This is a genomic window from Hyphomonas atlantica corrig. (assembly GCF_017795365.1).
GTDB lineage: Bacteria > Pseudomonadota > Alphaproteobacteria > Caulobacterales > Hyphomonadaceae > Hyphomonas > Hyphomonas atlantica.
Genome location: NZ_CP051254.1, coordinates 817,394 through 842,794 on the forward strand (window position 1 = coordinate 817,394; position 25,401 = coordinate 842,794).

27 protein-coding genes are annotated in these 25,401 nt (G+C 57.0%); 14 read left to right on the forward strand and 13 right to left on the reverse strand.

Annotated elements, in window-relative coordinates; translation table 11 throughout:
• The first annotated feature begins 86 nt into the window (after window positions 1-86).
• Complete coding sequence (locus tag HF931_RS04155) at window positions 87-596, forward strand: L,D-transpeptidase family protein (RefSeq protein WP_273014178.1); 510 nt, start codon at window positions 87-89, stop codon at window positions 594-596.
• Here the strand turns inward: HF931_RS04155 and HF931_RS04160 are convergent.
• Complete coding sequence (locus tag HF931_RS04160; protein ID WP_273014179.1) at window positions 593-1,261, reverse strand: YggS family pyridoxal phosphate-dependent enzyme; 669 nt, start codon at window positions 1,259-1,261, stop codon at window positions 593-595. The genes HF931_RS04155 and HF931_RS04160 overlap by 4 nt on opposite strands.
• 4 nt (window positions 1,262-1,265) lie before the next feature.
• Between HF931_RS04160 and HF931_RS04165 the strand changes: the two genes are divergently transcribed.
• Window positions 1,266-1,889, forward strand: coding sequence for a thiamine phosphate synthase (locus tag HF931_RS04165; RefSeq protein ID WP_273241976.1), 624 nt, complete (start codon window positions 1,266-1,268; stop codon window positions 1,887-1,889).
• On the opposite strand, the gene HF931_RS04170 is transcribed toward HF931_RS04165, so the two are convergent.
• On the reverse strand, window positions 1,886-2,338 hold the full coding sequence (locus tag HF931_RS04170) for an NtrZ family periplasmic regulatory protein (protein ID WP_035549709.1): 453 nt from the start codon (window positions 2,336-2,338) through the stop codon (window positions 1,886-1,888). The genes HF931_RS04165 and HF931_RS04170 overlap by 4 nt on opposite strands.
• A gap of 76 nt (window positions 2,339-2,414) precedes the next feature.
• The gene (locus HF931_RS04175; RefSeq protein ID WP_273241977.1) at window positions 2,415-3,596 is read right to left on the reverse strand and encodes a porin; all 1,182 of its coding nucleotides are present in this window, start codon (window positions 3,594-3,596) and stop codon (window positions 2,415-2,417) included.
• Between the two features lie 106 nt (window positions 3,597-3,702).
• On the opposite strand from HF931_RS04175, the gene HF931_RS04180 reads away from it, so the two are divergent.
• Genes HF931_RS04180 through holA form a run of 4 tightly spaced genes read left to right on the forward strand, consistent with a single transcriptional unit; the run spans window position 3,703 to window position 8,236 of the window.
• On the forward strand, window positions 3,703-4,131 hold the full coding sequence (locus tag HF931_RS04180; RefSeq protein WP_272983471.1) for a DUF3576 domain-containing protein: 429 nt from the start codon (window positions 3,703-3,705) through the stop codon (window positions 4,129-4,131).
• Between the two features lie 36 nt (window positions 4,132-4,167).
• On the forward strand, window positions 4,168-6,735 hold the full coding sequence (gene leuS, locus HF931_RS04185) for a leucine--tRNA ligase (protein ID WP_273241979.1): 2,568 nt from the start codon (window positions 4,168-4,170) through the stop codon (window positions 6,733-6,735).
• Entirely contained in the window at window positions 6,732-7,202 is a 471-nt protein-coding gene (locus tag HF931_RS04190) for a hypothetical protein (protein ID WP_035549719.1), read from the forward strand. The genes leuS and HF931_RS04190 overlap by 4 nt, the downstream gene beginning before the upstream one ends.
• Window positions 7,202-8,236: a DNA polymerase III subunit delta gene (gene holA, locus HF931_RS04195; RefSeq protein ID WP_273241980.1), complete on the forward strand. Its 1,035-nt coding sequence runs from the start codon at window positions 7,202-7,204 to the stop codon at window positions 8,234-8,236. Before HF931_RS04190 ends, holA begins: the two co-directional genes overlap by 1 nt.
• A gap of 4 nt (window positions 8,237-8,240) precedes the next feature.
• Here the strand turns inward: holA and HF931_RS04200 are convergent, their stop codons facing one another.
• The 9 genes from HF931_RS04200 to hemE all read right to left on the reverse strand — a co-directional run bounded on the left by HF931_RS04200 (window position 8,241) and on the right by hemE (window position 17,864).
• Window positions 8,241-9,158 carry a ParB/RepB/Spo0J family partition protein gene (locus HF931_RS04200; protein ID WP_273241981.1) on the reverse strand — a complete coding sequence of 306 codons (918 nt, stop codon included), beginning with the start codon at window positions 9,156-9,158 and terminating at the stop codon, window positions 8,241-8,243.
• A gap of 5 nt (window positions 9,159-9,163) precedes the next feature.
• A complete protein-coding gene (locus tag HF931_RS04205) occupies window positions 9,164-9,976 on the reverse strand; it encodes a ParA family protein (RefSeq protein WP_035549725.1) in 813 nt (270 codons plus the stop codon).
• A complete protein-coding gene (rsmG, locus tag HF931_RS04210) occupies window positions 9,963-10,586 on the reverse strand; it encodes a 16S rRNA (guanine(527)-N(7))-methyltransferase RsmG (RefSeq protein WP_337957154.1) in 624 nt (207 codons plus the stop codon). Before rsmG ends, HF931_RS04205 begins: the two co-directional genes overlap by 14 nt.
• A gap of 5 nt (window positions 10,587-10,591) precedes the next feature.
• Complete coding sequence (gene mnmG, locus HF931_RS04215) at window positions 10,592-12,457, reverse strand: tRNA uridine-5-carboxymethylaminomethyl(34) synthesis enzyme MnmG (RefSeq protein WP_273241982.1); 1,866 nt, start codon at window positions 12,455-12,457, stop codon at window positions 10,592-10,594.
• A 68-nt stretch (window positions 12,458-12,525) separates the two neighbouring features.
• The gene (mnmE, locus tag HF931_RS04220) at window positions 12,526-13,860 is read right to left on the reverse strand and encodes a tRNA uridine-5-carboxymethylaminomethyl(34) synthesis GTPase MnmE (RefSeq protein ID WP_273241983.1); all 1,335 of its coding nucleotides are present in this window, start codon (window positions 13,858-13,860) and stop codon (window positions 12,526-12,528) included.
• Between the two features lie 15 nt (window positions 13,861-13,875).
• Window positions 13,876-15,165, reverse strand: coding sequence for a transcription termination factor Rho (gene rho / locus HF931_RS04225; protein WP_346773583.1), 1,290 nt, complete (start codon window positions 15,163-15,165; stop codon window positions 13,876-13,878).
• A gap of 152 nt (window positions 15,166-15,317) precedes the next feature.
• Complete coding sequence (locus HF931_RS04230; RefSeq protein WP_035549734.1) at window positions 15,318-15,746, reverse strand: CopD family protein; 429 nt, start codon at window positions 15,744-15,746, stop codon at window positions 15,318-15,320.
• Window positions 15,746-16,828, reverse strand: coding sequence for a ferrochelatase (hemH, locus tag HF931_RS04235; protein ID WP_035549736.1), 1,083 nt, complete (start codon window positions 16,826-16,828; stop codon window positions 15,746-15,748). Before hemH ends, HF931_RS04230 begins: the two co-directional genes overlap by 1 nt.
• Window positions 16,829-16,832: 4 nt before the next feature.
• Entirely contained in the window at window positions 16,833-17,864 is a 1,032-nt protein-coding gene (gene hemE, locus HF931_RS04240; protein WP_035549738.1) for a uroporphyrinogen decarboxylase, read from the reverse strand.
• A gap of 348 nt (window positions 17,865-18,212) precedes the next feature.
• Between hemE and HF931_RS04245 the strand changes: the two genes are divergently transcribed.
• From HF931_RS04245 to dnaQ, 5 genes are read left to right on the forward strand one after another with little or no spacing between them, the layout of a single operon-like run.
• The gene (locus HF931_RS04245) at window positions 18,213-19,058 is read left to right on the forward strand and encodes a pyruvate, water dikinase regulatory protein (protein WP_035549740.1); all 846 of its coding nucleotides are present in this window, start codon (window positions 18,213-18,215) and stop codon (window positions 19,056-19,058) included.
• Complete coding sequence (locus tag HF931_RS04250; protein ID WP_273241984.1) at window positions 19,055-19,651, forward strand: Maf family protein; 597 nt, start codon at window positions 19,055-19,057, stop codon at window positions 19,649-19,651. Before HF931_RS04245 ends, HF931_RS04250 begins: the two co-directional genes overlap by 4 nt.
• Window positions 19,648-20,463 carry a shikimate dehydrogenase gene (gene aroE / locus HF931_RS04255; RefSeq protein ID WP_273241985.1) on the forward strand — a complete coding sequence of 272 codons (816 nt, stop codon included), beginning with the start codon at window positions 19,648-19,650 and terminating at the stop codon, window positions 20,461-20,463. Before HF931_RS04250 ends, aroE begins: the two co-directional genes overlap by 4 nt.
• A complete protein-coding gene (coaE, locus tag HF931_RS04260; RefSeq protein WP_273241986.1) occupies window positions 20,460-21,068 on the forward strand; it encodes a dephospho-CoA kinase in 609 nt (202 codons plus the stop codon). Before aroE ends, coaE begins: the two co-directional genes overlap by 4 nt.
• On the forward strand, window positions 21,065-21,766 hold the full coding sequence (gene dnaQ, locus HF931_RS04265; protein WP_273241987.1) for a DNA polymerase III subunit epsilon: 702 nt from the start codon (window positions 21,065-21,067) through the stop codon (window positions 21,764-21,766). Before coaE ends, dnaQ begins: the two co-directional genes overlap by 4 nt.
• Window positions 21,767-21,772: 6 nt before the next feature.
• Here dnaQ and secB read toward each other — a convergent pair whose 3' ends face one another.
• On the reverse strand, window positions 21,773-22,300 hold the full coding sequence (gene secB / locus HF931_RS04270; RefSeq protein WP_273241988.1) for a protein-export chaperone SecB: 528 nt from the start codon (window positions 22,298-22,300) through the stop codon (window positions 21,773-21,775).
• Between the two features lie 131 nt (window positions 22,301-22,431).
• Between secB and HF931_RS04275 the strand changes: the two genes are divergently transcribed.
• The 3 genes from HF931_RS04275 (at window position 22,432) to HF931_RS04285 (ending at window position 24,889) form a co-directional block, all read left to right on the forward strand.
• Window positions 22,432-23,046, forward strand: a complete 615-nt coding sequence (locus HF931_RS04275; RefSeq protein WP_273241989.1) for a Tim44/TimA family putative adaptor protein — start codon at window positions 22,432-22,434, stop codon at window positions 23,044-23,046.
• 70 nt (window positions 23,047-23,116) lie between these two features.
• Window positions 23,117-24,337, forward strand: a complete 1,221-nt coding sequence (gene mltA, locus HF931_RS04280) for a murein transglycosylase A (protein ID WP_273241990.1) — start codon at window positions 23,117-23,119, stop codon at window positions 24,335-24,337.
• Between the two features lie 9 nt (window positions 24,338-24,346).
• Window positions 24,347-24,889, forward strand: coding sequence for a Smr/MutS family protein (locus HF931_RS04285; protein ID WP_035549763.1), 543 nt, complete (start codon window positions 24,347-24,349; stop codon window positions 24,887-24,889).
• Window positions 24,890-25,401: the final 512 nt, after the last annotated feature.

Consider the following 25,401-nt stretch of genomic DNA (forward strand, 5'->3'; position numbering starts at 1 on the left):
GAATTCGAACGTCGCTGTGTATTGCGACTGGCGACAGATGCCATATGACTTTCCATGACGCGTGATCACAAGTCTGGGAGCATTTGGTGAGCCTGAAATTTACCGCAAGCCCGACGGGGAAATTCTCAGGCCCCGGCTTCACCGCCCGCTGCGCGCTGGGAAAGGGCGGGGTCGTTACCGCGTCACAGAAGCGCGAAGGGGACGGGGCCTCCCCTGTCGGGGTGTGGCCGGTACGCAATGTTTTCTACAGGCCCGACCGGGTAGAACCGCCCGTGACCAGCCTGCCACTGGTACCGCTCAAGCCTTATGATGGCTGGTGCGACGCCGCGAACCATCCGCTTTACAATCGTCCGGTCTCACTGCCCTTCGCGGCCAGTCACGAAAAACTCTGGCGAGATGACCACGTCTACGATGTGATCGTCGAGCTGGGTTACAATGATGATCCGGTCGAAGCCGGACGCGGCAGCGCGATCTTCCTGCACATTGCCCGGCCGAACTATGAGCCGACGGAAGGCTGTATCGCGCTCGAAAAAAGCGACCTGCTTGCGGCTCTGGAACTGATGCTTCCGGGTACCGAAATCGAAATCTCGTTCTAGGCTGAATAATCGCGAGGCCCGAACAGGGCGGTTCCGATGCGCACATGGGTCGCGCCGAACTGCGCGCCTGTCTCGTAATCAGAGCTCATGCCCATGGAGAGCTGTTCCAAACCAAGGCGCCCCGCGATCTTGGCCAGAAGGGCAAAGTGAGGACCGGCGGGTTCTTCGACAGGCGGAATGCACATCAGGCCGACCACATCCAGCGCTGCCTCACGTGCTATCTGGAGCAGACTTTCCACTCCATCGGGTGAAACACCCGCCTTTTGTGGCTCTTCACCCGTATTGACCTGGATCAGATATTTCCGACGCAGCCCTGTTTTCTCTTCAGCCTTGGCCAACTCCCGGCACAGTTTCGGCCGATCGATCGTTTCAATGACGTCGAACAAGCGCACAGCGTCCTCCGCCTTGTTTGATTGAAGCGGCCCGATCAATCGAAGTTCCAGGTCTGGATAGTCTGCCTTGCGGTCCTCCCAATGCTGGTAGGCTTCTTGAACGCGGTTCTCACCGAATACTCGGTGGCCCGTCGCCAGAATCTCTTTCAGTGCTTCGTCAGGTTGGGTTTTGGTCACTGCAACCAGTGTCGGCGCCGTATCACACAGGCGCTCCAGATCGCTCAGGATCTCTGCGCGGCGCTTGGCAATTCCGGGGAAGTCCGTATCAGTCATCGTGATGGTGCAGAAACCCCAATCCGATGCGAGACGCAAGCTGATCTCTGCGGCGCGATGCGCTGGTCATCATTTGCCTTCATGGTTGCCACCTGCCCTGTTTCTCACCGATCCGAAGCGCACACCGGACCCGATCTCAGTGGCGGAAAACCTTCCTGCCGGGTGGGGAATTGTTTATCGGCACTTCGGTGCAAAGCATCGGTTGTGGCAGGCGCGGCAGTTGGCGGAGATTGCGAACCGGCGGGGACTGGCCTTGCTGATCGCGGCAGACCCCGTCCTTGCCATAAAGGTCGGTGCAGCAGGCGTGCACTGGCCCTTCACGCAAAGGCACGCTGCCCGGAAATGGCGAGCTCGGTTCGACCTGATGAGTGTCAGCGCGCACGGTGGCGACGAATTGCGACAGGTGGAACCGGATGTGTTTGATGCGGCACTTGTTTCCGCAGTCTTTCCGTCGACCAGCCCATCAGCCGGCACCCCGATCGGTTCGCATCAAATTCGCATTCTCTCGCGACAAAGCGATATGCCGATCTATGCGCTGGGGGGCATAAATTCACGTAATGCGGCCTGCGTCAGTAGCTCAGCGGGTCTTGCGGCGATTGAAGGTATTCAGGACGCGTTTGGGCCCTAGAACTTGAACGCAGACTTCAGCCGGATACCGGCTTCGACTTCGCGGGATTCCCACGTTGAGGTGTCATTCAGCTCGTCTGCGCCAACACTGACCTCACCCCCGACCGAAAAGCGCGGCGTGATGCGGAATGTCGCGCCAGCCTGCATTTCCTCGCGTGGCAGAGGAGACAAATCTGTGCGGGACACCTTGTCCAGATTCAGTTGCCACCGCGTATTGCTGCCAAACTGCATCGAGAATTCGCGATCTGGCTTTGCCTGCCATACCGGCTCAGCGCTGGCGGGTTTGGACTGCGCAAATTGACGGTACCATTCAGACTGCGCGGCAGAGGTCTCTGAAATGCTGGGGGCTGCCAATTCCATTTCGGGCGCAGGCACGGAATCTTGCGCAGCAGCTGGCATAGCCAACGCAGCGCACAGCGCGATCCCAAAAGTTACAAAGCCCAGCTTCATTTCTTGCACCTCTGAACACAGAAATAGTCAGATGGGCGGGTAAAGAGAAGATTAAGAATCTGACAGGGCCGCGATTCTAACGCGATAGTGTGATTTCTATCACAATGCCGTCGGGTGAATTGTTCCATTCGGCGGCGATATTCTCTTCGGATGCTACACGATCCAGGCTGTTTTCGCCATATCCGAGAGAGATTCTTGCAAATTCTGTAACATCGTGAGCGATGCCAATTTTCCATGCATCTCCTTCAAGTGACGTGAGTCCGTCTTCCGCGGCCCCAAATTCAAGCCCGATCCGAGTTTTTCCGAATGTCTTGGTCACTCCGGCAGTCCATGATTCGTAGTCCGCACTTTGGGCAAGGCCGTTATCCGACTGCAGCCAGGTGAAGCCGAGGGATATGGTTTCGAACTCTGCCCTGGCACCTGCCGAGAATGTGGTGACGCGGTCATAAACGGATGTCGCGTAGAACGGCGTGTCCACGTCCGCCGTGCTGGCAGCCAGCGCCGCACTTACCCGAACTCCTTGCTCCCGCAGCAATCGAGAGGCGTTCACTGAGCCCTCAACTGCATTCGTCAGCGTGATCGGCGCGACACCCGGCAGGTTCCGGTCCGCATCGCGATCAAGGCCCCTGACGTCTGCTTTGGGGGTAAAACTCAGCCCTGCGCGGATTCCGACAAGGCGGGGTGTAGCATAACTCAGTTTGGCCGATGGCCCCGTCAGATCATGCCGCGTGGTAACCATGTCGATGCCTGTCGGATCAAGGGATTGGCGGCCAAGTGCCAACGCGCTGAAGACCGACGGTGCATTTTCGTGAAAGCGTGCGGCAACACCCTCATCCCTACCGAGGCGGACTTCACCATAACCGCCGTCTATGTAGACGTAAGCCTCTTCCAGCTCGGCCCGTAAATCGACCTCGTCCGGCGCCGGCCCTGAGGCGAGACCCGTGTACGCACCCTGAAAGCCAGGTTGCGAGCTGTCCCCAGCAATGAAGATACCGCTAAATCCCGCACGCTGGGGATGATCCTTTTGCGCTTCAACGCGGCCGGAAACACCAATCTCCAAACCATTGTCCAAAATTCGGTTTGTGGATGCGCCGGCCCAGATCATGCCGAGCGCCTGCTCATCCGCATCGGGCGCCAGAACTATCGTAGCCCCGAATTCGGTTTCCGTTTCCCACGGGTTCCAGTCCTCTTCCCATTGGGCGTGCGCAGAGGGCATCGCGAACAGGACCATCAGCAGCGAGATTCCCACGACTTTCATTCCGATCCTCCATCCGCCACCACGCGCAGATCAGCACTGGCGAGCCTGTAAACCCCTTGTTATACAAACGCCCGTCAACAAGGTCTTGCACTCAGGAACTTTCTTCATGGTCAAATATGTTTTCTCTGCGGCGGTTGCCGGCATGCTGATGGTTTCAGGCTGCCAGTCCAGTTCAGGGCCCAGCGCCGAGGCGCGCGTCGTTCAACAGAATATCGGCAGCGTAAATCCATATCTCTGGCGCGCATCGCTCGACACGTTCGAGAACATGCCTGTTGCAACGGCTGATCCAATCGGCGGCCTGATCAATTATGACTGGAAGTCTTTTGAGACCGCGCCGAACGAGCGCATCAAGGCAACGGTCTACATTCTTGATACCCGCCTGCGCGCAGATGGCGTGAAAGTCTCGGTATTCCGTCAGGAAAAGAATGAATCCGGCGAATGGGTTGATGTCAGCGTCGATCCGGAAACAGCGCTTCAGCTTGAGAACAAGATTCTGGATCGCGCGCGCTTGCTGAAAAATTCCCAGCTGGGCTAAGCCCGGCCGACACATTTATCCAGAAAGGTCAGGGCCATGGCGACCCGTTACGATCCGCAAATTGCGGAACAGAAATGGCGTGCAGCCTGGGACAAGGCCGCGCTATTCACCGCGAAATCTCCAGCCGAAGCTGGCGATGCACCGAAGGCTTACGTGTTGGAGATGTTCCCGTATCCGTCGGGTCGCCTTCATATGGGTCATGTGCGCAACTACGCGATGGGCGATGTTGTTGCGCGTCACAAGCGCGCCAAAGGCTATAACGTCCTGCACCCGATGGGATGGGACGCCTTCGGCATGCCGGCAGAGAACGCCGCAATGGAGCGGAACGTCCATCCGGGCGAATGGACCTATCAGAATATCGCCGCCATGAAGGCCCAGTTCATGAAGCTCGGCCTGTCGCTGGACTGGAGCCGTGAGTTTGCAACGTGCGATCCTGAATATTACGGCGCACAGCAGGGACTATTCCTGAAATTCCTGGAAAAGGGCCTTGTCTATCGCAAGGCCTCCAAAGTGAATTGGGACCCTGTCGACAATACTGTGCTGGCCAATGAGCAGGTGATTGACGGCCGTGGCTGGCGCTCTGGTGCATTGGTCGAGCAGCGTGAACTGACACAATGGTTCTTCCGCATCACCGACTATGCAGAAGACCTGCTGGAAGAAGTGAAAAAACTGGAACGTTGGCCTGAGAAAGTACGCACGATGCAGGCGAACTGGATCGGCCGGTCGGAAGGCCTGCAGATGCGGTTCGAGTTCGACTCGGCAGCACCAGCCGGCTTCGATCACGGCATCGAAATCTTCACGACCCGTCCTGATACGCTGTTCGGCGCAAGCTTTATCGCCTTGTCGCCAGATCACCCACTGACGATTCAATTGGCCGATAAATCCGACGAGCTGAAGGCTTTCCGTGCAAAATGCGCCCAGATCGGAACGAGCGAAGAAGCTATCGAGAAAGCCGAGAAGCTCGGCTTCGACACCGGTCTGACCGTTAAACATCCATTTGATGACACGAAGACATTACCCGTTTGGATCGCGAACTTTGTACTGATGGGCTACGGCACTGGCGCGATTTTTGGCTGCCCGGCGCATGACCAGCGCGACATTGATTTTGCCCGGAAGTATGATCTCAACGTCACCCCAGTCGTTCTGCCTCCAGACGCCGATCCGGTCGAGTTCGATGTCGAAAGTGAAGCCTATACCGGGCCCGGCAGTATCTTCAATTCAGGCTTCCTTGATGGTTTGTCGATCGAAGACGCAAAGCGCGCGGCAATAGAGAAAATCGAAGCGATGGGCCTCGGCGAAGGGACGGTAAATTACCGCCTGCGCGACTGGGGCGTGTCGCGTCAACGCTATTGGGGCTGTCCAATTCCAGTGGTGCATTGCGACAGCTGCGGCGTCGTGCCGGTGCCTGAAGCTGATCTTCCCGTGAAGCTTCCGGATGAAGTGTCATTTGACCAGCCCGGCAATCCGCTCGAGCGGCACCCAACCTGGAAACATGTTGACTGTCCGAATTGCGGCAAGGCCGCACGGCGAGAGACCGACACGCTGGACACGTTTGTCGACAGTTCCTGGTACTATTCCCGCTTCGCCAGCACAAATGATCTTGAAGAGCGCGCCTACTGGATGCCGGTGGACCAGTATGTCGGCGGTGTCGAGCATGCGGTGCTTCACCTGCTCTATGCCCGATTCATTGCCCGTGCGATGCGCGATGTAGGCTTGCTTGACTTGCCGAACGGCGAACCCTTCGCTGGCCTCTTCACACAAGGCATGGTCACGCACGAAACCTACAAGTCTTCAGCTGGCAAATGGCTACAGCCGTCTGAAGTCACGCGCGATGGCGATATCTGGATTGAAACAGAAACGGGAGCGGTTGCTACGGCTGGGCCAATCGAGAAGATGTCCAAGTCGAAGAAGAACACGGTCGATCCGGATGCCATTATCGGCCAGTTCGGCGCGGACGTAGCGCGATGGTTCGTGCTGTCTGACTCTCCGCCTGAACGTGACGTCGAATGGACACAATCCGGGGTCGAAGGCGCAGCTCGATTCGCGCAGCGTTTCTGGAGTGTCTTTGACGGATTGCCAGAAAACACTGAAATTGCGCCCGGTGATGATGCTGAATCGACAGCCCTCCGCAAGACGAGCCACAAAGCCGTAGCGGCAATTGACAAGGCGATCGAAGAGTTCCGCTTCAACTCTGCCGTCGCAACGATTCATGAATGGGTCAGCGCATTGAAGAAGGCCGAGTCAGCGGGTGATGCTGTGCTCGGCGCGCGGGTTGAAGGGGCATCCATGTTGGCACGGTGTGTGACACCATTCATGCCTCATCTGGCTGAAGCCTGTTGGGAACGGCTTGGACAACCGGCATTCGTGTCTTCGGCGCCGTGGCCCGTCGCAGATTCTGCACTGCTTGTTGATGATGAAGTGACAATGGCGGTGCAAGTCAACGGCAAGCGCCGTGGCGAAATCACTGTCCCGAAGAGCATGGAAAAATCAGATATCGAAGCCACCGCATCCGCTCTTCCGGAAGTGGTAAATTTCATTGAAGGCAAGTCCGTGAAGAAAATCATTGTTGTGCCCGGGCGCATCGTGAATATCGTAGTCGCATGAGACATTTGATTGCCATCGCTGCCCTAAGCCTGATCGCAGCTTGCGGTTTCCAGCCAGTCTATTCCAGCGGCTTTAATGAAGGCCGAGCAGGAAATATTACGGTCGAAAAAATTGATGGTCGCGCAGGATACGAGCTCCGCAGAACGCTGCTTCAGGAATTAGCGATTGGTCTTCCGAATGTATCTGAGCCTGCCACACTTTCTGTGAAACTCTCGGAGAGTCTGTCGCGCCTCACCTTCGAGACGGATGGCGCGGCGACCCGGTCCAGTATTGTGTCGAGTGGGTCATATGTCTTGAACTATGGTGGCAAGCGTCTTTCGGGACGACAAGAAGCTGAGATCAGCTTTTCTGTTCCTGATAGCCCATATGGCGATATTGCCAACCAAACTGGAGCAAGCACGCGAGCGGCGCGCCAACTTGGTAAGAAGATCGCGGATGATATCCGGCTGAAACTGTCGGCCGACTAATGTTATTAAAGGGCAAACAGGCCGCTGATTTTGCCCGCAAGCCCAAACCGTCGGTCTGGGCGGTTCTCGCATTCGGCGAAGATCCGGGGCTTTCATCAGACGCGGCCCACGCCCTGATCAAAGCCTGGACGCCCAAGGGCGCGACGATGGATGTCACCACACTGGATGATGATTCCATCAAGAAAGATCCCTCTCTCCTGTTTGATGGTCTTGAAGCCGTTTCCCTGCTGGGCGATCCGCGCGTCATTCGAGTGCGCACCAGCGGCGACAAGATTGCTGCTCTTCTTATAGAGACAATTCAGAAAGGCGATTCTCAGGAAGAATACTATTCAGCCCGCCTGATCATCGAAGCCGGGGGCCTTCAAAAACGCTCGAAGCTGCGCGCGGCCGCCGAGTCCGCCCAGTCGACCGCCTGTCTTCAGCTGTTTGCAGATGATGCCGGCGACATTGAACAACGCGTGAAGTCTGTCCTGAAGGCGGAAGGCGTCGAGATCATTCCGGAAGCGCTCGCACTCTTTGTAGGCGACCTGCCCGGTCACCGAAATCTTGCAAACTCCGAAATAGAAAAACTCGCACTCTATGCTCGTGGACTGGGCCGCCCACTTGATTTGAACGACGTCCGGGCGTTGTCCGCCACAGATGTCGATCACAATCTTTCAGCTGCCATTCGCGCAGCGCTCGATGGAAAGCCCGCACTGGTTCACTCCACACTTGATCGCCTGGCAGTTGCGGGAACGAGTGGAATTTCGATTCTGCGCTCCCTCCAGTTTGAAACTATGCGAATGCTGGATGCCCAGTCCAGGATGGCTTCCGGGCAATCCAATCCCGGTATGAAATTACGGCCACCGGTCTGGCAAAGTGAATGGGGCATGTTCAGTGCACGACTCAGGAAATGGCCAACCAAGCGCCTGATGCGTGTCATGGAACGCATCTATGAGGCAGAGCAACAGGCAAAGTCCGGATCAGGTAGTGCAGATCCCGTGATACGTGTACTGATGAATGAGATCGCCCGAGCTGCAGAACTCGCCAGCTAGAAGATCAAAGCTTGTTCCGCTTGGCTGTGAGACGGCGGCATACATCATCCAGCTGTTCAAGATCGCGGTACTTGATCCGCAATTCACCGCCATTCTTTCCGTGCCGGATATCCACATCAAGCCCAATGGACCGTGATAAATCTGCTTCAAGCGCCTCGGTGTCGACGTCTTTCTCATCAGGCTTCGGTCGTGCAGATTTCGTTTCAATCGGCGTATCTTCACGCGCAGCTTTGGCATGAGCCTCCACTTCGCGAACCGTCAGGCCCTTCTCTACTGCCAGCTCTACAAGTGCTTCGGGATCCGGCGCACCAAGAGCCGCACGTGCATGCCCCGCAGTTATGTGGCCAGCTCTCACACGCTCTCGTGCAGCTTCCGGCAGCTGAAGCAAGCGTAGCGTATTGGTAATGTGTACCCGGCTTTTTCCGACACTCGTTGCCAAACTGTCCTGAGTGCGACCAAAGCGCTGCATCAGCGCATCATAGGCTTCGGCTTCTTCAATCGGGTTCAGGTCCGCCCTCTGGACGTTCTCGATAATCCCAATTTCCAGCAGCTCGAGCTCGTCGGTATCGCGCACGACGGCGGGAATACTGGTCAGACCGGCGAGCTTGGCGGCGCGCCAGCGGCGCTCACCCGCAATGATCTGGTAGTCATTCTTCTGCTTTGGATCGGGGCGCACCAGGATTGGCTGAAGCACGCCTTTCGTCTTCAGTGACTCTGCAAGTTCTTGCAGAGCTGTTTCGTCGAACGTCCGCCGCGGTTGCTTGGGATTCCGTCGAATTCGATCAATCGCAATCTCTGATGCGCCCTTTGCGCCATCCTCTTCCGATTTGGAATCGGGAGGCGATACCGCTTCGACTTCTCCAATCAAGGCAGACAGGCCGCGTCCGAGGCGGGAGGGTTTTGTCTTTCCGTCTTCGCTCATTGGGATCAGGCCGCGCGCGCTTTTTCACGTTGAAGAACTTCCGATGCGAGGCGGATATAGGCCTCACTTCCCGGACAACGATAATCGTATAGAAGCGCCGGCTTTCCAAATGACGGCGCCTCGGACAAACGCACATTCCGAGGAATGACCGTGTTATAGACCTTGGCACCAAAGAATGCCCGCACCTCGTCAGCCACCTGATCCGACAGATTGTTCCGGCGATCATACATGGTCAGGACAACGCCCTGGATTTCCAGATTCGGATTCAGGCCAGATCGGATAACTTCGACGGTGCGCAACAATTGGCTGAGACCCTCAAGCGCCAGGAACTCACACTGCAATGGTACAAGCAGCGCATCAGCTGCGGTCATCGCGTTCATGGTCAGGGACGACAATGATGGTGGGCAATCAATCAGAATATAGTCGTATTCAACGAGTTCGCCCTGCTCTGCGCGAGCAATATATTGATGAAGCGCATCCCGCAATTTGTACGACCGGCGGGAATCGTTCGCGAGTTCGGTTTCAACACCGGACAGATTTTCATCCCCGGGAACGATGTCCAGACGCGGCACGATGGTTGAGAGAACAGCATCCTCCAACGGAATCTGATCAACGACGATATCATAGGATGTCTGATGACGATCCTGACGCTCGATACCAAGTCCCGTGGACGCATTACCCTGAGCGTCGAAGTCGACAATCAGGACACGGCGTCCGACGGCGGCCAATGCGGTACCGAGATTGATAGAGGTCGTGGTCTTACCGACCCCGCCTTTTTGGTTCACAACAGCAAATATTCTGGGTTTACCGCCTGCCACGTTCGAGCTCCCTCACGATCAAGATGACGCCTGACCCACCAGTGCGACTTGGAATCGCCTCATACGCGAAGTTCCAACTTTGCTGGGCGTCCGTCAATTCTTCTTTCCAGCGTTCGCCTTTTAGAAAAACCCCTGTGGCGCCGTTTTCCATCCAGGGCGACGCGTATTCCAGAAGTTTTGGCATTGGTGCGAACGCTCGCGCCGTCACAATTTCCGCATCGGAATTTGGTGCCGCCTCTATTCGACCCTGATAAACGGCGGCGTTCAGACTGGCTTCGGTAATCGCAGCGCGTAGAAACGCGCACTTTTTTCCAACGCTCTCCATCATCGTCACGTGCCCATTTGGACGGGCTGCAGAAACAATGAGTCCCGGAAACCCGGCGCCAGATCCCAGATCCACACATTTTGCCGCCTCGGGAACGTATGGAAGGATTTGAAAGGAATCGGCCACGTGTCGCGTCCAGATCTGCGGCCATTCACGCGGTCCGATCAAGTTTGACCGTTTGCGCCAAGCGTCCAGGGTTAAGATTATCGCGTCCAATCTTTCCGATGTTTCACGTGAAACATCGAATTCGGCGTGAAACGCCGCGCGGTCGTCAGAATTCATCATGAATGTTAACCGGCTTTCTTCCGACGCTTAACAAATCCAAGCAGCGCGGTCAGTGCGCCTGGTGTAACACCTTCGATACGTCCGGCTTGACCAAGAGTCGTTGGACGAACGGCTTCGAGCTTTTGGCGAACCTCGTTTGAGAGCCCTCCGACCATGGAATAATCCAAATCCATCGGGATGGTCAGATCCTCATCGCGACGAAGCGCAGCCACATCTTCAGCTTGTCGTTCGAGATAAGAAGAATAAAGCGCTTCAATCTCAATCTGGGTTGCGATCTCATCGTCCAGATTGGCAAGTTCCGGCCAAACCGCCGAAAGCGCGGCCAAATTGATATCCTTATAGGACAGATACTCCCAAGCCGTACGGACGCGTCCATCTTGATTGACGGCCCAACCGGCTTGCGCCGCTTTAGCCGGTGACAAGGTCAAGGCATTCAATTGATCCCGGGTCTTTTGAAGCGCGGAGTGTTTCACGTGAAACACGTCTGCCCGGTGAGACCCGACACATCCGGCGGCAATACCCTTCTCGGTAAGCCTCTGGTCGGCATTGTCCGCTCGTAGTGCCAAACGGTACTCCGCCCGCGACGTGAACATTCGGTAGGGCTCCGTCACCCCGCGCGTGACGAGATCATCGATCAGAACGCCGATATAGGCTTCCGCCCGATCAAAAATGACTGGCTCCTGGCCGGAAGAGGCACGTGCCGCATTCAGACCGGCAACCAGGCCTTGAGCGCCGGCCTCTTCGTAACCGGTCGTGCCATTGATCTGGCCTGCCAGATACAAACCCTGAAGAGCCTGTACTTCCAACGAGGACGACAAAGCGCGGGGGTCGACATAGTCATATTCGATCGCATAGGCGTACTGCAGGATCTTCGCGTCCTCCAATCCAGGAATTGTGCGCAGAAAGCGCTCCTGAATTTCCTCCGGAAGCGATGTCGAAATGCCATTTGGGTAGACAGTATGATCGTCCAGTCCCTCTGGTTCCAGAAAAATCTGGTGGCGATCCTTGTCTGCGAACCGGTGAACCTTGTCTTCAATAGACGGACAATATCGCGGGCCACGTCCTGCGATCGCGCCAGAATAAACGGCGGACTGGTCAATATTCTCCGCGATAATTGCGTGGGTCTCCGGCGTCGTCCATGTGATGCCGCACTGGACCTGAGGCACAATAATTTCGTCTGTAAGATATGAAAACGGTATTGGCTCCGCGTCTGCAGGCTGCATCTCCAGCCGGTCCCACGCGATGGTCCGACCGTCGAGGCGGGCAGGCGTTCCCGTTTTCAAACGGCCCATCGGCAAACCCATACCGTATAGCCGGTCTGACAATCCAATCGCCGGCGCTTCACCAACCCGTCCGGCGGGAATCCGCTTTTCCCCAATATGGATCATACCTTTCAAGAAGGTGCCGGTTGTAATCACGACCGAAGCGGCGCGATACGCGTCGCCATCCAATCCGATCACGCCAGCGACATGATTATCTTCAACAATCAGATCTTCGGCCCCATCCTCAATGATTGTCAGGTTGGGATAGTCTGACAATTCATTCTGCATGGCTTCACGATAGAGCTTGCGATCAATCTGGGACCGCGGGCCCCAGACCGCCGGGCCTTTCGAACGGTTCAGCATGCGAAACTGAATGCCCGCCTTGTCAGCCAGGCGCCCCATCAAACCGTCGAGTGCGTCGATTTCCCGAACCAGATGGCCTTTTCCGAGCCCACCAATGGCCGGATTACAACTCATTTCGCCGATCGTCGCGCGCTTGTGAGTGACAAGCGCGGTTTGCGCACCCGTCCGCGCCGCGGCAGCTGCAGCCTCACAGCCAGCATGACCGCCGCCGACAACGATTACATCAAATTGGTTTGTGTCGCTCATGGCGCTACTTCAGATCCGGAGTTTCAGAAAGCCGCTATATAGCGGTTTGAGCCCCCAAACCCTAGGGGTCATTTGCCGATGCAGAATTCAGAGAACACGGCACCCAGCACATCCTCCACGCCGACTGCGCCAACCACAGCCCCCAGATGCCGGATCGCCATTCGAACATCTTCAGCCGCCAATTCTGGACCGGTACCCAGCTCAAGTGCATCGCGCGCAGCTATCAGACAGGCCAGGCCGTCAACCAGACGCACTCGATGACGAGCTCGTGTAATCACTGGCGCTTCGACCGATGAAGCCTTACCGGATATGAATTCAGACAAAGCCGTTTCCAGCGTCGGAACGCCTTCGCCCCGTTTAGCAGAGATCTTGTAATCATACGCAGGAAGGTTTGCCGCCATGTCGCTGTCGGCCTTGTTTACCACAACTATATCGGTGGGCAGGCGGTAAGGGGAGGTCAGGACACTCAGGTCGGGCGCGCTCCCATCAACCATGAAGACGCGCAAATCTGCCTCTGATGCTACCCGCTCCGCACGGCGAACGCCCTCGGCTTCGATCTCATCATCAGTTTCCCGAAGTCCAGCCGTATCGGAAATCCAGACCACTTGGCCACCCATGACACGACGAATTTCAATCACGTCTCGCGTGGTGCCAGGTCGCGACGTCACGATAGCTGCCTCACGACCTGCGAGACGATTGAGCAGCGTGGATTTGCCTGCATTGGGTGCCCCAATGATCGCGATACGAAAACCGTCGCGGATCTTCTCGCCAACACCCCGGTCGCCGAGTGCCGCTTCAATATCGCCAATCAAGTTATTGAGTTTGCGGAGAACTGGCGCCGTAGTTTCTTCTGGCGCATCGTCTTCATCAGGGAAATCAACAACAACTTCAATCAATGCAAGTATGCCGGTAAGTTCCGCACGCCAGCGGTCATACTGTTCGGTCAAGCCACCCGACAATTGACGGAGAGCCTGAGCCTTCTGGGCGTCGGTCTCTGCCTCGATAATATCAGCAACGCCTTCAGCTTCAGTCAGATCGAGTTTGCCAGCTTCGAATGCACGGCGCGTGAACTCTCCGGGTTCAGCCAGACGAACACCGGATTCTTTCGTCAGTGTACTGATTGCATGGGAGATAACTGCCGGACCGCCATGAAGGTACAGTTCGAGCGTATCTTCACCAGTATATGAATGCGGTCCCGGCATGAAAACGACCAGGCCTTCATCGATCATGTTGCCGTCTTCATCGCGAAACCGGGTCAACGTTGCGCGACGAGGCTCGGGCAAGCCACAATCCAACAAGGCGCCTGCGATCTTCCAGATCCGGTCTCCGGATAGACGGATGATGCAGATCGCAGCAGGGGGCTGGCCCGAGGCGAGGGCGCAGATTGTATCGCGCTCGCTCATGGGCTAGGCGCTCCCTTAGTTTTTCATGGCTTCGAAGAACTCGGAATTGTTCTTCGTCTGGCGCAGCTTGTCGAGCAGGAAGTCAATCGCATCGTTCGTGCCCATTGGCCCGAGGATGCGGCGAAGAATGTAGATCTTCGACAATTGGTCAGCTGGAGTGATCAATTCCTCTTTCCGCGTACCGGACTTCATGATGTCGATGGCCGGGAAGGTCCGCTTGTCGGCAATCTTGCGATCAAGCACGACTTCAGAGTTACCCGTACCCTTGAATTCTTCGAAGATAACCTCGTCCATGCGGCTGCCGGTATCGATCAGCGCTGTCGCGACAATGGTCAACGATCCGCCATTTTCGACATTCCGCGCGGCACCGAAGAAACGTTTCGGACGCTGCAGGGCGTTTGCGTCGACACCACCGGTCAGGACCTTGCCAGAGGAAGGCACTGTTGTGTTGTAGGCACGACCGAGACGCGTGATCGAATCCAGAAGGATAACAACGTCCCGCTTGTGCTCAACGAGACGCTTGGCTTTCTCGATCACCATTTCAGCGACCTGAACGTGGCGGGTTGCCGGCTCGTCGAATGTTGACGCAACGACTTCGCCCTTCACGGTGCGGCGCATGTCGGTGACTTCTTCCGGGCGCTCATCGATCAGAAGAACGATCAGATAGCATTCCGGATGATTTTCCTCGATGGCAGACGCGATGTTCTGCAGCAGCACCGTCTTACCCGTCCGTGGCGGCGCAACGATCAGGGCGCGCTGGCCCTTACCAATTGGCGCAACAATATCGATGACGCGGCCGGAACGATCCTTGCGGGTCGGATCCTGGCTTTCCATGCGCAAGCGCTCTTCGGGATACAGCGGTGTAAGGTTGTCGAAGTGGACCTTCTTGTTGGCCTTGTCCGGTTCCTCGAAATTGATGCGGGACACATCGGTCAGCGCGAAGTAGCGCTCATTATCTTGCGGCGCGACGATTGGGCCTTCCACCGTATCGCCGGTGCGAATGTTGCCCTTCTTCAGAACTTCCGGGCTGACATAAATATCGTCAGGTCCTGGCAGATAGTTGGATTCCGGCGAGCGCAGGAAACCGAACCCATCAGTCAGAACTTCGAGCACGCCCTGGCCCGTGATTTCTACTTCACTGTCGGCAAGCTCTTTGAGGATCGCGAACAACATGTCCTGCGTCCGCATGGACGAAGCGTTCTCGATTTCCAGCTCTTCTGCATAGGCAAGCAGTTCCTCGGGCGACTTCGCCTTGAGATCGCTGAGTTTCACGCTGGTGATGTCGTCGAGCATGGAAGATGCCATGAGTGAATTCCGGATAAGGGGCCGCCGTCAGGTATTTCGAAGGCCGGATTTTGTCATTTGGGAGTTCTTCGCCTGCGCAAGGAGAGCGCCGCGGTTTCCGCGCATATGGAGCCAGAAGGCGCGAAACGTCAAGGGTTGCGGTGAATCCCGGCCTAGAACGGGCGGACAATCACCATGACGACAACACCTATCATCAAGATGAAAGGTACTTCGTTGAGCATGCGCAACCGTTTCGCAGTAACTGTGGTGACACCACGATCTATCTTCTTGCCGATCCCGATATAATAGCCGTGCATTCCGGATAGGATCAGGACGAGCAGCAATTTTACATGCATCCACGGCTGACTGAGCAGGCCCTGGTTCATCACCAACATGGTGATACCAAACACCCAGACGAGCACCAGGCTCGGGTTCAGAATAATCTTCCGCAGCTTGTTGGATGCATCCTTCATCGTCTCGAACAAGGGTTCTCCAGGCTGGCTTGAGAGCTGGTGGATTTTGTAGCGCGGGTAGATCAATAGCCCGCCCATGAGCGCGATTACGAAAATCACGTGTAGAGCTTTTATCCAGAGATAAGCCATCAGGCGAGTTCCTTGCTTGATGGGTTGACGCGTTGACCAACTTTCGGATGCGGCTGCTTGTGAGGGCAGTTCTTCCAATCGCTGGGACACAACCGAGAATTTGCACAGGACCGTATCGTCTGATCACTTTTGAGAGACGCCAAGACTTCATCCCGCAGCATGGAAATGAACTCTTCATGCACGCCCAAGGCTTCAACGCGCGTGTAACTGGCTGCACCATGCTCTTCGGCTACGAGCCTGTATTCTTCGCCAAGTTCAACCAGTGTTTCGATATGCTCAGATACAAACGCAATCGGCGCAATCAGGATGTTCTTCCCATCTTTCGCGGCCTTTTCGATCTCTTCTTCTGTGGGAGGCCCGATCCATTTGAGCGGCCCAACGCGGGATTGGTAGCAGGGAACCACTTCCCAATCGGCGGGTACACGGGCGGCGACCATCTCGCCCATTGTCTCGCACTGCCACTGATATGGATCGCCATCCTTCACAATCTTCTCGGGCAGACCGTGCGCGGACAGGAGAAGCCGGACATTGTCAGGCTCTCCTGCAGCCTTATGGGCCTGCATGATGCGATCGACATGCGCGGAAATAAGCCCTTCAGCGAAGGGATAGCAACAAATCGTCTTCGCGGGCCCCTTGTATGCCCTGCTCCAGGCCGTGAGCGATGAACCAGTCGTCGTCGTCGAAAATTGCGGATAGAGGGGCAAAAGGATGACTTCATCCGCACCCCAGGCTTTCACCTGCTCCGCGGCTTCTTCCGTAAAAGGGTGCCAGTATCTCATGCCAATGAAGCAACGAACCTGATCATCTGGCAGAGCTTTCTGCAAAGATGTCGTCAGGGCTTCAGCCTGCTTCTCCGTTTCAGGAAGAAGGGGGGATCCACCGCCCGCGTCCATCATCGCGTAATTCTTGATGACAGACGGTGCGCGTGTTGTCGAAATGAGTCGCGCAAGGAACCATCGAACGGGCAGGGGCGCTCCGATGATAGCCGGATCGCGGAACAGGTTTTTAAGGAATGGCCGTACCGTCTTGTCAGAATCCGGTCCGCCCAGATTAAACAGCACAATCGCGATCTTGCGGCCCATTTACCTAACCCTCCCGAATAATTTCCAACACGCGTTCTACATGCGCGATAGGTGTCTCCGGCCGGATGCCATGACCAAGATTGAAAATATGCGGCCGACCTTCGTAGGCAGAGATAAGTTCCCGAACGCGGGCGTCGAGTCTCTCACCGCCTTCAATCAGCAAAAGTGGGTCAAGATGTCCTTGAACCGGAAAGCCTTCAGGCAAGGCATTGTTCACGAATGATGGCACTGCTGCCGTATCGAGACCAACCGCAGTCACGCCAGTTGTCTCCACATATTCCGGGAGCTTCGCCGCGGCGCCGCGCGGAAAGCCGATGATCGGAACATCAATGCCCATCTTACGAAGACGGGCGACAAGTTTTTTTGTGGGCGCGATAATGACTTCCTGGAAGATATTGTCTGGAAGCCCTTCGGCCCAGCTGTCGAACAGCATGAGAGCATCCGCTCCAGCCTCTACCTGAGCCGCCAAATAATGCGCCGTCGCTTCACTGATCCGCTCCAGTACAGCCGCAAGTTCGTCTGGCTTCCCGTGCGCCCAGCGCCAAGCGAGGGATTTATCCGTCTTGCCACGGCCTTCGATCGCGTACAGCCCGACGGTCCAGGGAGACCCGGCAAACCCGATCAGCGCAGTCCCATCCGGAAGTGAGCTCTTCACTCGCGAAACTGTTTCGTAAACTGGCGACAAACGGTCAGCAGCTTGCTGGGGGGGCACTTTGTCCAGATCATTCGCTGACTCGATCTGCTGAACAATTGGGCCAATACCTTTCTCGAACTTCACGCCGAGACCCATTGTATCAAGGATCAACAGGATGTCTGCGAACAGGATGGCTCCGTCCATACCGTATCGACGTATGGGCTGGAGTGTGGCTTCAGCCGCCATCGACGGCGTGTAGCAGAAATCGAGGAAATTCTTCGCTCGCGCTCTCAACTCGAGATATTCGGGAAGGTGGCGTCCCGCTTGTCTCATCATCCATACCGGAGGCGTTGGGACCGTCTGTCCCTCAAGTACCTGAATCAGCTTAGGCTTGGCGCTCATGCCTCAGGCCCCTTCCATCCCAAAATCAAAACAAAGCCCGACAGGGCGCTTATAACTATTAGACCGTGTAATTCGTGGAGAAAGGCCACACACAGGAATTGTCCAGCTAAATCCACAGGCGAGTCACAGGGTGTCGCACCCCGGTAAGGTTTCGTTAACTGTCGATGCCACCGTGGTTAACGGCAGGTTAACACCCCCGCTGGAGTCACAGGAGCGAACGAAAGGGGATTCTCGCGGAGTCGAATTCCTGGCCTGTGACTCGATTGTGAATCCTTTTGGGGAAGATTGGTTATCCACAGAGGAGTCACAGGTCTTGTGTGTTACGCGAACCTCGGCAAGAGAGAAGACATGAACAAGCCACCCGCCCGCCTCAGCATCTACTTCAATGTCCACTTGGTTTCCGACAGTACGGGGGAAACGTTGAATGCCATCCAGCGCGCTGCTTGCGCGCAGTTCCAGAATGTCCAACCGCTGGAGCACAATTATTATCTCGTCCGATCCGAGCGTCAGCTTGAGCGCGTAATGCGAGAGATTGAAGCGGCGCCGGGAGTCGTCTGGTACACGATCTCCGATGAAAACCTCCGATCCAAGCTGGAAGCCTTCTGCCGAGAGCGCGGAGTGTCCACACTTCCGGTTCTGGATGCCTCTGTTGCCATGCTGGGCCGGCATCTGGGCGTCTCCGCAAACCGGGTCGTTGCAGGGCAGCATGCGCTGGACGATGATTATTTCGACCGGATGGAAGCCATCAATTTCACGCTGGCGCACGATGATGGCCAGAATGTCGATGGTCTTCGCAATGCCGACGTGATCTTGCTCGGCGTCAGTCGAACGTCGAAAACGCCCACCAGCGTTTACTTGGCAAACCGCAAGGTAAAAGCCGGCAACATTCCCCTGGTGCCCGGCGTGCCGCTTCCTGCCTTTGTGGAAGAACTCGGCCCGAGAGGACCTTTGATCGTGGGATTGAAAATCAGTGCCGAGCGACTTGTGCAGATCAGGCGACAAAGACTAATCTCACTTCAGGAAGATGAGCACACAATATATGCGGACGAAGCCGCCGTGCGGGATGAAGTGACTCAGGCGAACCGTTTGTTCCAACGCAACAGGTGGAAAACGATTGATGTGTCGCGTCGGTCTGTTGAGGAAACCGCTGCGGCCATTCTGAACCTGTTGAATGAGCGGAACGCACAATCATGAGCCATCGCATAGTCTTGGCCTCTGGCAGTCAGAGTCGCCGTGCCGTGCTGGCTGCGGCTGGCGTAGAGGCTGAAACGATCAAGCCGAATGTCGATGAAGATGCCGCCAAGGCCTCCTTTCGGGCAAGCGACATGAAAGTTCGCGATCAGGCAATGCAGCTTGCCGAGCTCAAATCAGTGAAAATCTCCATGCGGGAGCAAGGACTTGTCATCGGGTGCGACCAGATGCTGTCATTGGACGGTGAGCCCTTCGACAAGCCTATCGATTTGGATGATGCTCGCAATCATCTGAAGAAACTTTCGGGTAAGTCGCATATTCTGGAAACCGCGATTGTCATCAGCGAGAATGGCAAGCCTGTCTGGCGTAATCTCGCGCGCCCGAAATTGACAGTCCGCAAGCTGAGCGATGAGTTCATCGACACATATGTCGACACGATTGGCGATCCTTTGCTGTCTACTGTCGGAGCCTATCAGCTTGAGGGGCTTGGCGCGCAATTGTTTACGCGGATAGACGGAGATTATTTCACCATTCTCGGTCTGCCACTTTTGCCATTGCTGGATTATCTGCGCACACGCGGAGTGTTGATGTCATGACGAAACTTTATGGTGTTGTCGGCGATCCGATCAGTCATTCCCTGTCTCCTGTCATTCACAATGCGTGGATCCGCGAGCACGGAATTGATGCAAGCTATGAAGCCATGCACATTCCGAAGGGGGCCTTTGCTGAAGGTCTTGTGACGCTTGAGGATCGCAAGGCTCTTGGCTTGAATGTCACCTCTCCCCACAAGGAAGATGCAATAGAGCTCGCTGAGGGAACGAGTGATGTTACCAGGCGTATTGGCGCGGCAAATACCCTGATCCGTTTGAAAACGGGCGGCTGGCTGGCAGAGAATACGGATGCGCCGGGATTTACCGAAGCGCTCAATCGAGCCTCCATTGAAATTGCGGGTCAGAATGTCTGTCTGCTCGGAGCAGGGGGCGCCGCGCGCGCGGTGGCACTGGCACTGTCTGATATGCGGGCCACGCTGACGATCTGTAATCGGACTGAGTCCCGTGCGGAAGAACTGGTAAAGCATTTGAACATTGAGGCGGATATCAGAAGCCTTGATCATGCTGACGCCGAAATGGCGAAGGCGGATGTTGTTGTGAACACGCTCAGCCTGGGCCAGACCGGGCAATCGCTTGAACTTCCTGAAGGAAAGATGCGGACCTTCTATGATATTTCCTACGGCAAGCCGGCAAAAGCGATGCTGGGCAAAGCGGAAGATTCGGGCTGGAAAACGCTGGATGGGTTGAGCATGCTGGTTGCGCAGGCGGCTTTCAGTTTTGAAATGTGGTTCGGTATTCTGCCGGATATGGACTCTTCATTAGCCCGGTGCCGGAAGCTGGTGGAGGCAACCGAATGATCATCCTTGGTCTGACAGGCTCCATAGGCATGGGAAAGTCTGCGACTGCAGGATTGTTCCGGGATGAAGGCGTTCCGGTTTATGACGCGGACGCCGCGGTACACGCACTTTATGCAAAGGGCGGCGCCGCAGTAGAACCAGTCGAGGCCGCCTTTCCGGGGGTAACGGTTGACGGAGCGATTGACCGCATGGCCCTTCGGGAACGTGTGCTGGATGATGCAGACGCCATGCGAAGGCTGGAAGGTATCGTGCATCCACTTGCCGGCGATGCGCAGAAGCACTTTCGAGACCAGGCCCGCGATGAGGGCGCACCCTTTGTGGTCCTGGACATTCCCTTGCTTTATGAAGCGGGTGGCTATGCCTATTGCGACTATGTTGCGGTGGTTACTGCGCCTGCTGAAGTCCAGCGCGAACGGGTTCTTTCGCGTCCGGGCATGGATGAAGACACCTTCACCTCCATCCTTGGTCGGCAGATGCCGGATGCAGAAAAGCGGGCGAGGGCTGACTTTGTACTCTCTACCGCGCATGGATTCGAGTATGCTGCGGATTGCGTCCGCGCGATTGTCGCGTTGATGGGGCGAAAGGTTGAAGAGGCAAATTCATGAGCGAAGACATCCGCGAGATTGCATTCGATACCGAGACCACGGGCCTTCATCATCTGGAAGGAGACCGGGTGATCGAACTCGGCGCAGTGGAGATGATAAACCACATCCCTACCGGTCGGACATTCCAGACCTTTATCAACCCCAAGAGATCCGTCTCTGAAGACACAATCCGGATTACTGGCATAACGGATGATCATCTGAAGGACGCGCCGTTTTTTGAAGACCCTGCCGTTGTTGATGCGTTCCTCGAGTTCGTCGGCGACGCCATTCTGGTTGCCCATAATGCGGGGTTTGACCGGAACTTCCTGAACATGGAGCTGGAGAAATGCGGCCGGGCGCCGATTCCAGACGATCGCTGGATCGATACTGCCATGATGGCGCGAAAGAAGTACCCAGGCGCGCCTGCCAATCTGGATGCCTTGTGTCGCCGCTTCGATATCTCACTTGAAAGCCGGACATTCCACGGCGCTTTGCTGGATAGTCAGCTGCTTGCGGCCGTCTATCTCGAACTGCTTGGTGGCCGGGCCCATTCTTTCTCGTTCGAATCCGAAGAAGAGAGCAATCGGTCACAACGCACGCGGTCAGCGAGACAGCGGCCAGAACCCCTTCCGTCGCTCGTGACGGATGAAGAACGCGCCGCCCATGCAGCTTTCATTGAAAGCCTGGGCGAAGACGCAATCTGGAAAAAAGTCAGCTGATCAGGTTCAGGCCTGGCCAGTTTCGCCGTTCGGTGCGGCCGGAGCGGCAGGTGCGTTTCCGCCGGCCGCTGCTGCGCGCTGGTATTGCGACTGGTACAGTTGAACAAAATCGACCGGATCAATCAGCAGGGGCGGGAAGCCGCCTTCGCGCGTGATTTCAGCGATGATGCGGCGCGCGAACGGGAAGAGAAGGCGCGGGCATTCGATCAGCAGCATCGGTTCCATCTGGCCCTGCTGCGCATTCTGGATCTGGAACAGACCGGCATAATCAAGCTCGCAGATGAACAGGACAGACTGTTCAGCGGTCGCCTTGGCAGACAGTTTCAACGACACTTCGTAGAGGCCGTTTCCGTCCGCGTGAGGGGTCGCGCCGACATCAATTCCAAGATCAATGTTTGGCTGGGACTGGACCGGGCCAACGCCTGGATTTTCGAATGACAGGTCCTTGATGTATTGACCGAGGACGCGCATGGCTGGCCCTTGAGGCGGGTTTCCCTGTGGTTGAGGGTTTTGCGGTGCGCTGGCATCTGTCATGCTTATACTCCCTGAAACTCAAGCCGCGCGCCTAGCATGCGGCCCGTTAACGCGCAACGTATCACTGGCATGATGCGTTGGTTCGCTCTATCTATGTTACTACTCAATGCGTTGGAGGTCTTTGCGCGTACATGTTTGATCCTGTGATCGAGGTTGTCATTCTTGCAGCCATTGCCCTGTTTGTCCTGTTCCGTCTCTACACGGTGCTGGGTCGGGGTGAGGACAATTCTCCTGTGCAACGTACTGAGCCTAGCGCCAAGCCGCGTCCGGCGGATAGCAACGTGCATGAACTGCCTCAGTCCAGCAGGGAGAATGATCGTCCGATCTTTACCGGCCCCGCTGCAGGTGGGCTCGAAGACATTTACAATGCCGACAACAGTTTCAACGTCCCGACCTTCATGCGGGGGGCCAAGGCAGCCTATTCGATGATCGTGACCGCCTTTGCGGAAGGCGACCGCGACACGCTTCGGCCTTTGCTGGACGATGATGTGTATAAGGCGTGGGATCAAGCGATCGCAGAACGGGACGTCACCGGCGCTTCCGCCTTCGAATTGCTGCGTATCAGGCGCGCAGAGATCGAAAGCGCCGAAATGGATGGTGACATGGCCCGCATCTGGGTGCGCTATGAGGCTGAACTGGGTGATGGCGAAGTCACTCGCACCGCCAAAGAGCTCTGGGCTTATATGCGGAATGTGACCGCAAACGATCCGAACTGGATCCTGGATGATGTGGAAGAGGCTAAATAGGACGTCTACCAAAACAAAGCGCCTATCAGGGGCGTGACACTGCCCGTCATTCCATTCCATAAACGGCGTCATGCTTCGACGTCTCCTCCTACTTGCCAGCGCGTGTGTTCTGGCCGCGTGCCAGTCTGCGCCGCCACCCGCCCCTGCACCGCGACCGGCACCGACCCGTCCGGTTGAACAGGCGCCCCTGCCACCTGCTGCCATTGAACGCCCGGCCAGCTTCAGGGAACTGCCGAACTGGGAGACGGCCCCAATTGAATTGCCGCTCAGCGCCTTCAAGCGGTCTTGCGTCAAGCTGAAGGACCGTTCCGCCGGTGATTATCTCGCCAGTGTTGCGCCGTGGGCAGGATATGTCGCTGAATGGCTGCCCGCCTGCAATCTGGTGGACGATGCCGTGGACGATGAAAGCGCCCGGCAGATCCTGGAATCCCTGTTCACGCCGGTCGAGATCATTGATCCGGCGGGCAAAAGCCGGTTCACCGGCTATTTCGAGCCGCTGTATGAAGCGCGCTACACGCCCACGCCGCCGTTCACAGAGCCCGTGCCAGCCTTGCCGACAGACCTTGTGCCGAATGGCGCAAGCCCGAAACAGCGCCTGCGCAATGGCGGGACGCGGCCCTATCCGGCGCGCGCGGACATCACGACCAATGGCGTATCGGCGATTGCCTATGCACACCCCGCAGATGTGTTCTTCCTGCAGATTCAGGGATCTGGCCGGCTGAGATTCCCGGACGGGCGCACTGTGCGCGCGGCCTATGCCGCGCATAATGGCCATCCGTTCAAATCCACCGCCAACTGGCTGATGGAAACGGGCCGGATCACTCCGGGCGAAGCCAGCATGCAGGGCATCCGCGCCTGGATGGACCGGGCCGGGCCGATCGAGACGCGGCTGGCGATGAACCAGAACCCGCGCTTTGTGTTCTTCCGCGCCCTGCCGGAAGGGGACCCGAACCTCGGTCCGGAAGGGGCCCAGGGTGTCCCGCTGACGCCGCTATCCTCAATGGCGGTCGATACCGACATTCACCCGCTGGGTGTGCCGATGTATGTGCAGACCACAGCGCCCGGACTTGGCGGGGACTGGGCCGGTATGCTGATCGCGCAGGATACGGGCGGCGCGATCAAGGGCGCGGTGCGCGGAGACCTCTATTTCGGCACTGGCGTTGAGGCTGGCGAGCGCGCGGGCACAATGAATGCGCCGGGGCGGCTTTGGGTATTCCTGCCAAAAGGCGTGGCCGAGCGGCTTGAGCAGACTGACATCGCGGCGCTTGGGTTCCAGGCCGGGTCGCCCTAGATATCGGCCATGACGAAACGCGGCCTGACCCCGGAAGAATCCCGTGCCTGGGCGCGTGTGGCGAAAACGATCAAGCCGATCGGACCGGCGCAAGACAGTCTGGAAGATTTTGAGCGAGCGCTGGAGGCGGGAGAGCCGGTATCCCCGAACCGTCCGCGTAAATCATCCGCCAGCGGCCTGATTGCTGCGGCGGGCCGGGCGACCGAAACGCCGAAACAGTCCGCCCGTGCGGCTGACCGAAAGGGTGAAAAGCGCGTGCGCCGCGGCCGTTTGGAGCTGGCGGGCAAGATTGACCTGCACGGCCATACCCAGGCTTCAGCCGAAGCGATGCTGCACACATTCCTGAAACGCAGTCGGGCCGAAGGCGCGCGCTGCGTTCTGGTGATTACAGGTAAAGGACGCGGGGGCGAGGGGGTGCTTCGCCGGAATTTTCTGGACTGGGTTCAGGGGCCTGAGGCCAGTCATCTTGTGTCCGGCTATTCAGAGGCTCATGCGCGTCATGGAGGCTCTGGTGCATTCTATCTTTTTCTTCGTCGGTCATCTTCGCCCTGAGTTCCTCCGCCATCGCCTCCAGCCTGCGCATGTCTTCCGCATACGCCTCGGCCAGAAGATCCGGATGCAGAGACTGCATGACACTTAGCGGCGTGTAGAGATTGTTGAGCGGGTCTTCCTCGAACGTGTCGACGTCCGCGTGCAGATAGGGATAGTTCTTCGTGATGCGCCGCAAATATTTCACCACGGTGCGAAAACTCTGCAAGTGATAGGTGCGCTGGAATTTCACGCGGAATGTGTTGCGGTGGCGGGCTTTGCGTCGGGGCATGATGAAGTCTCCTCTCAGCACCCAAAGCCGGACTGGCCGCAACCATCCGGGTATCCTGTAGTCCAGCTCCGTCTGGCGAAGCCGTCGGCGCGGCGGGCGCCGTGGCGCTCCGCCTGATGATTTGTAGATGGCTACGGAATGGAGCGTTACCGCCCGCCGCGCCGGACAGGGTCTTCAGCGGACACCTCGAAAGGGCCCAAGATCCCGGGTCTTCGTTACCGGCGCCGCGCGAACGATTCCTCCG

Coding starts and splice junctions, on each gene's coding strand:
- HF931_RS04200 (WP_273241981.1), bottom strand. CDS start 9,158: ATGAGCGAAGACGGAAAGACAAAACCCTCCCGCCTCGGACGCGGCCTG.
- dnaQ (WP_273241987.1), top strand. CDS start 21,065: ATGAGCGAAGACATCCGCGAGATTGCATTCGATACCGAGACCACGGGC.
- HF931_RS04170 (WP_035549709.1), bottom strand. CDS start 2,338: ATGAAGCTGGGCTTTGTAACTTTTGGGATCGCGCTGTGCGCTGCGTTG.
- hemE (WP_035549738.1), bottom strand. CDS start 17,864: ATGAGCGCCAAGCCTAAGCTGATTCAGGTACTTGAGGGACAGACGGTC.
- mnmG (WP_273241982.1), bottom strand. CDS start 12,457: ATGAGCGACACAAACCAATTTGATGTAATCGTTGTCGGCGGCGGTCAT.
- mltA (WP_273241990.1), top strand. CDS start 23,117: ATGCTTCGACGTCTCCTCCTACTTGCCAGCGCGTGTGTTCTGGCCGCG.
- leuS (WP_273241979.1), top strand. CDS start 4,168: ATGGCGACCCGTTACGATCCGCAAATTGCGGAACAGAAATGGCGTGCA.
- coaE (WP_273241986.1), top strand. CDS start 20,460: ATGATCATCCTTGGTCTGACAGGCTCCATAGGCATGGGAAAGTCTGCG.
- HF931_RS04190 (WP_035549719.1), top strand. CDS start 6,732: ATGAGACATTTGATTGCCATCGCTGCCCTAAGCCTGATCGCAGCTTGC.
- aroE (WP_273241985.1), top strand. CDS start 19,648: ATGACGAAACTTTATGGTGTTGTCGGCGATCCGATCAGTCATTCCCTG.
- HF931_RS04160 (WP_273014179.1), bottom strand. CDS start 1,261: ATGACTGATACGGACTTCCCCGGAATTGCCAAGCGCCGCGCAGAGATC.
- rho (WP_346773583.1), bottom strand. CDS start 15,165: ATGGCATCTTCCATGCTCGACGACATCACCAGCGTGAAACTCAGCGAT.
- holA (WP_273241980.1), top strand. CDS start 7,202: ATGTTATTAAAGGGCAAACAGGCCGCTGATTTTGCCCGCAAGCCCAAA.
- hemH (WP_035549736.1), bottom strand. CDS start 16,828: ATGGGCCGCAAGATCGCGATTGTGCTGTTTAATCTGGGCGGACCGGAT.
- HF931_RS04230 (WP_035549734.1), bottom strand. CDS start 15,746: ATGGCTTATCTCTGGATAAAAGCTCTACACGTGATTTTCGTAATCGCG.
- HF931_RS04245 (WP_035549740.1), top strand. CDS start 18,213: ATGAACAAGCCACCCGCCCGCCTCAGCATCTACTTCAATGTCCACTTG.
- secB (WP_273241988.1), bottom strand. CDS start 22,300: ATGACAGATGCCAGCGCACCGCAAAACCCTCAACCACAGGGAAACCCG.
- HF931_RS04275 (WP_273241989.1), top strand. CDS start 22,432: ATGTTTGATCCTGTGATCGAGGTTGTCATTCTTGCAGCCATTGCCCTG.
- mnmE (WP_273241983.1), bottom strand. CDS start 13,860: ATGAGCGAGCGCGATACAATCTGCGCCCTCGCCTCGGGCCAGCCCCCT.
- HF931_RS04285 (WP_035549763.1), top strand. CDS start 24,347: ATGACGAAACGCGGCCTGACCCCGGAAGAATCCCGTGCCTGGGCGCGT.
- HF931_RS04175 (WP_273241977.1), bottom strand. CDS start 3,596: ATGAAAGTCGTGGGAATCTCGCTGCTGATGGTCCTGTTCGCGATGCCC.
- rsmG (WP_337957154.1), bottom strand. CDS start 10,586: ATGATGAATTCTGACGACCGCGCGGCGTTTCACGCCGAATTCGATGTT.
- HF931_RS04180 (WP_272983471.1), top strand. CDS start 3,703: ATGGTCAAATATGTTTTCTCTGCGGCGGTTGCCGGCATGCTGATGGTT.
- HF931_RS04250 (WP_273241984.1), top strand. CDS start 19,055: ATGAGCCATCGCATAGTCTTGGCCTCTGGCAGTCAGAGTCGCCGTGCC.
- HF931_RS04165 (WP_273241976.1), top strand. CDS start 1,266: ATGGTGCAGAAACCCCAATCCGATGCGAGACGCAAGCTGATCTCTGCG.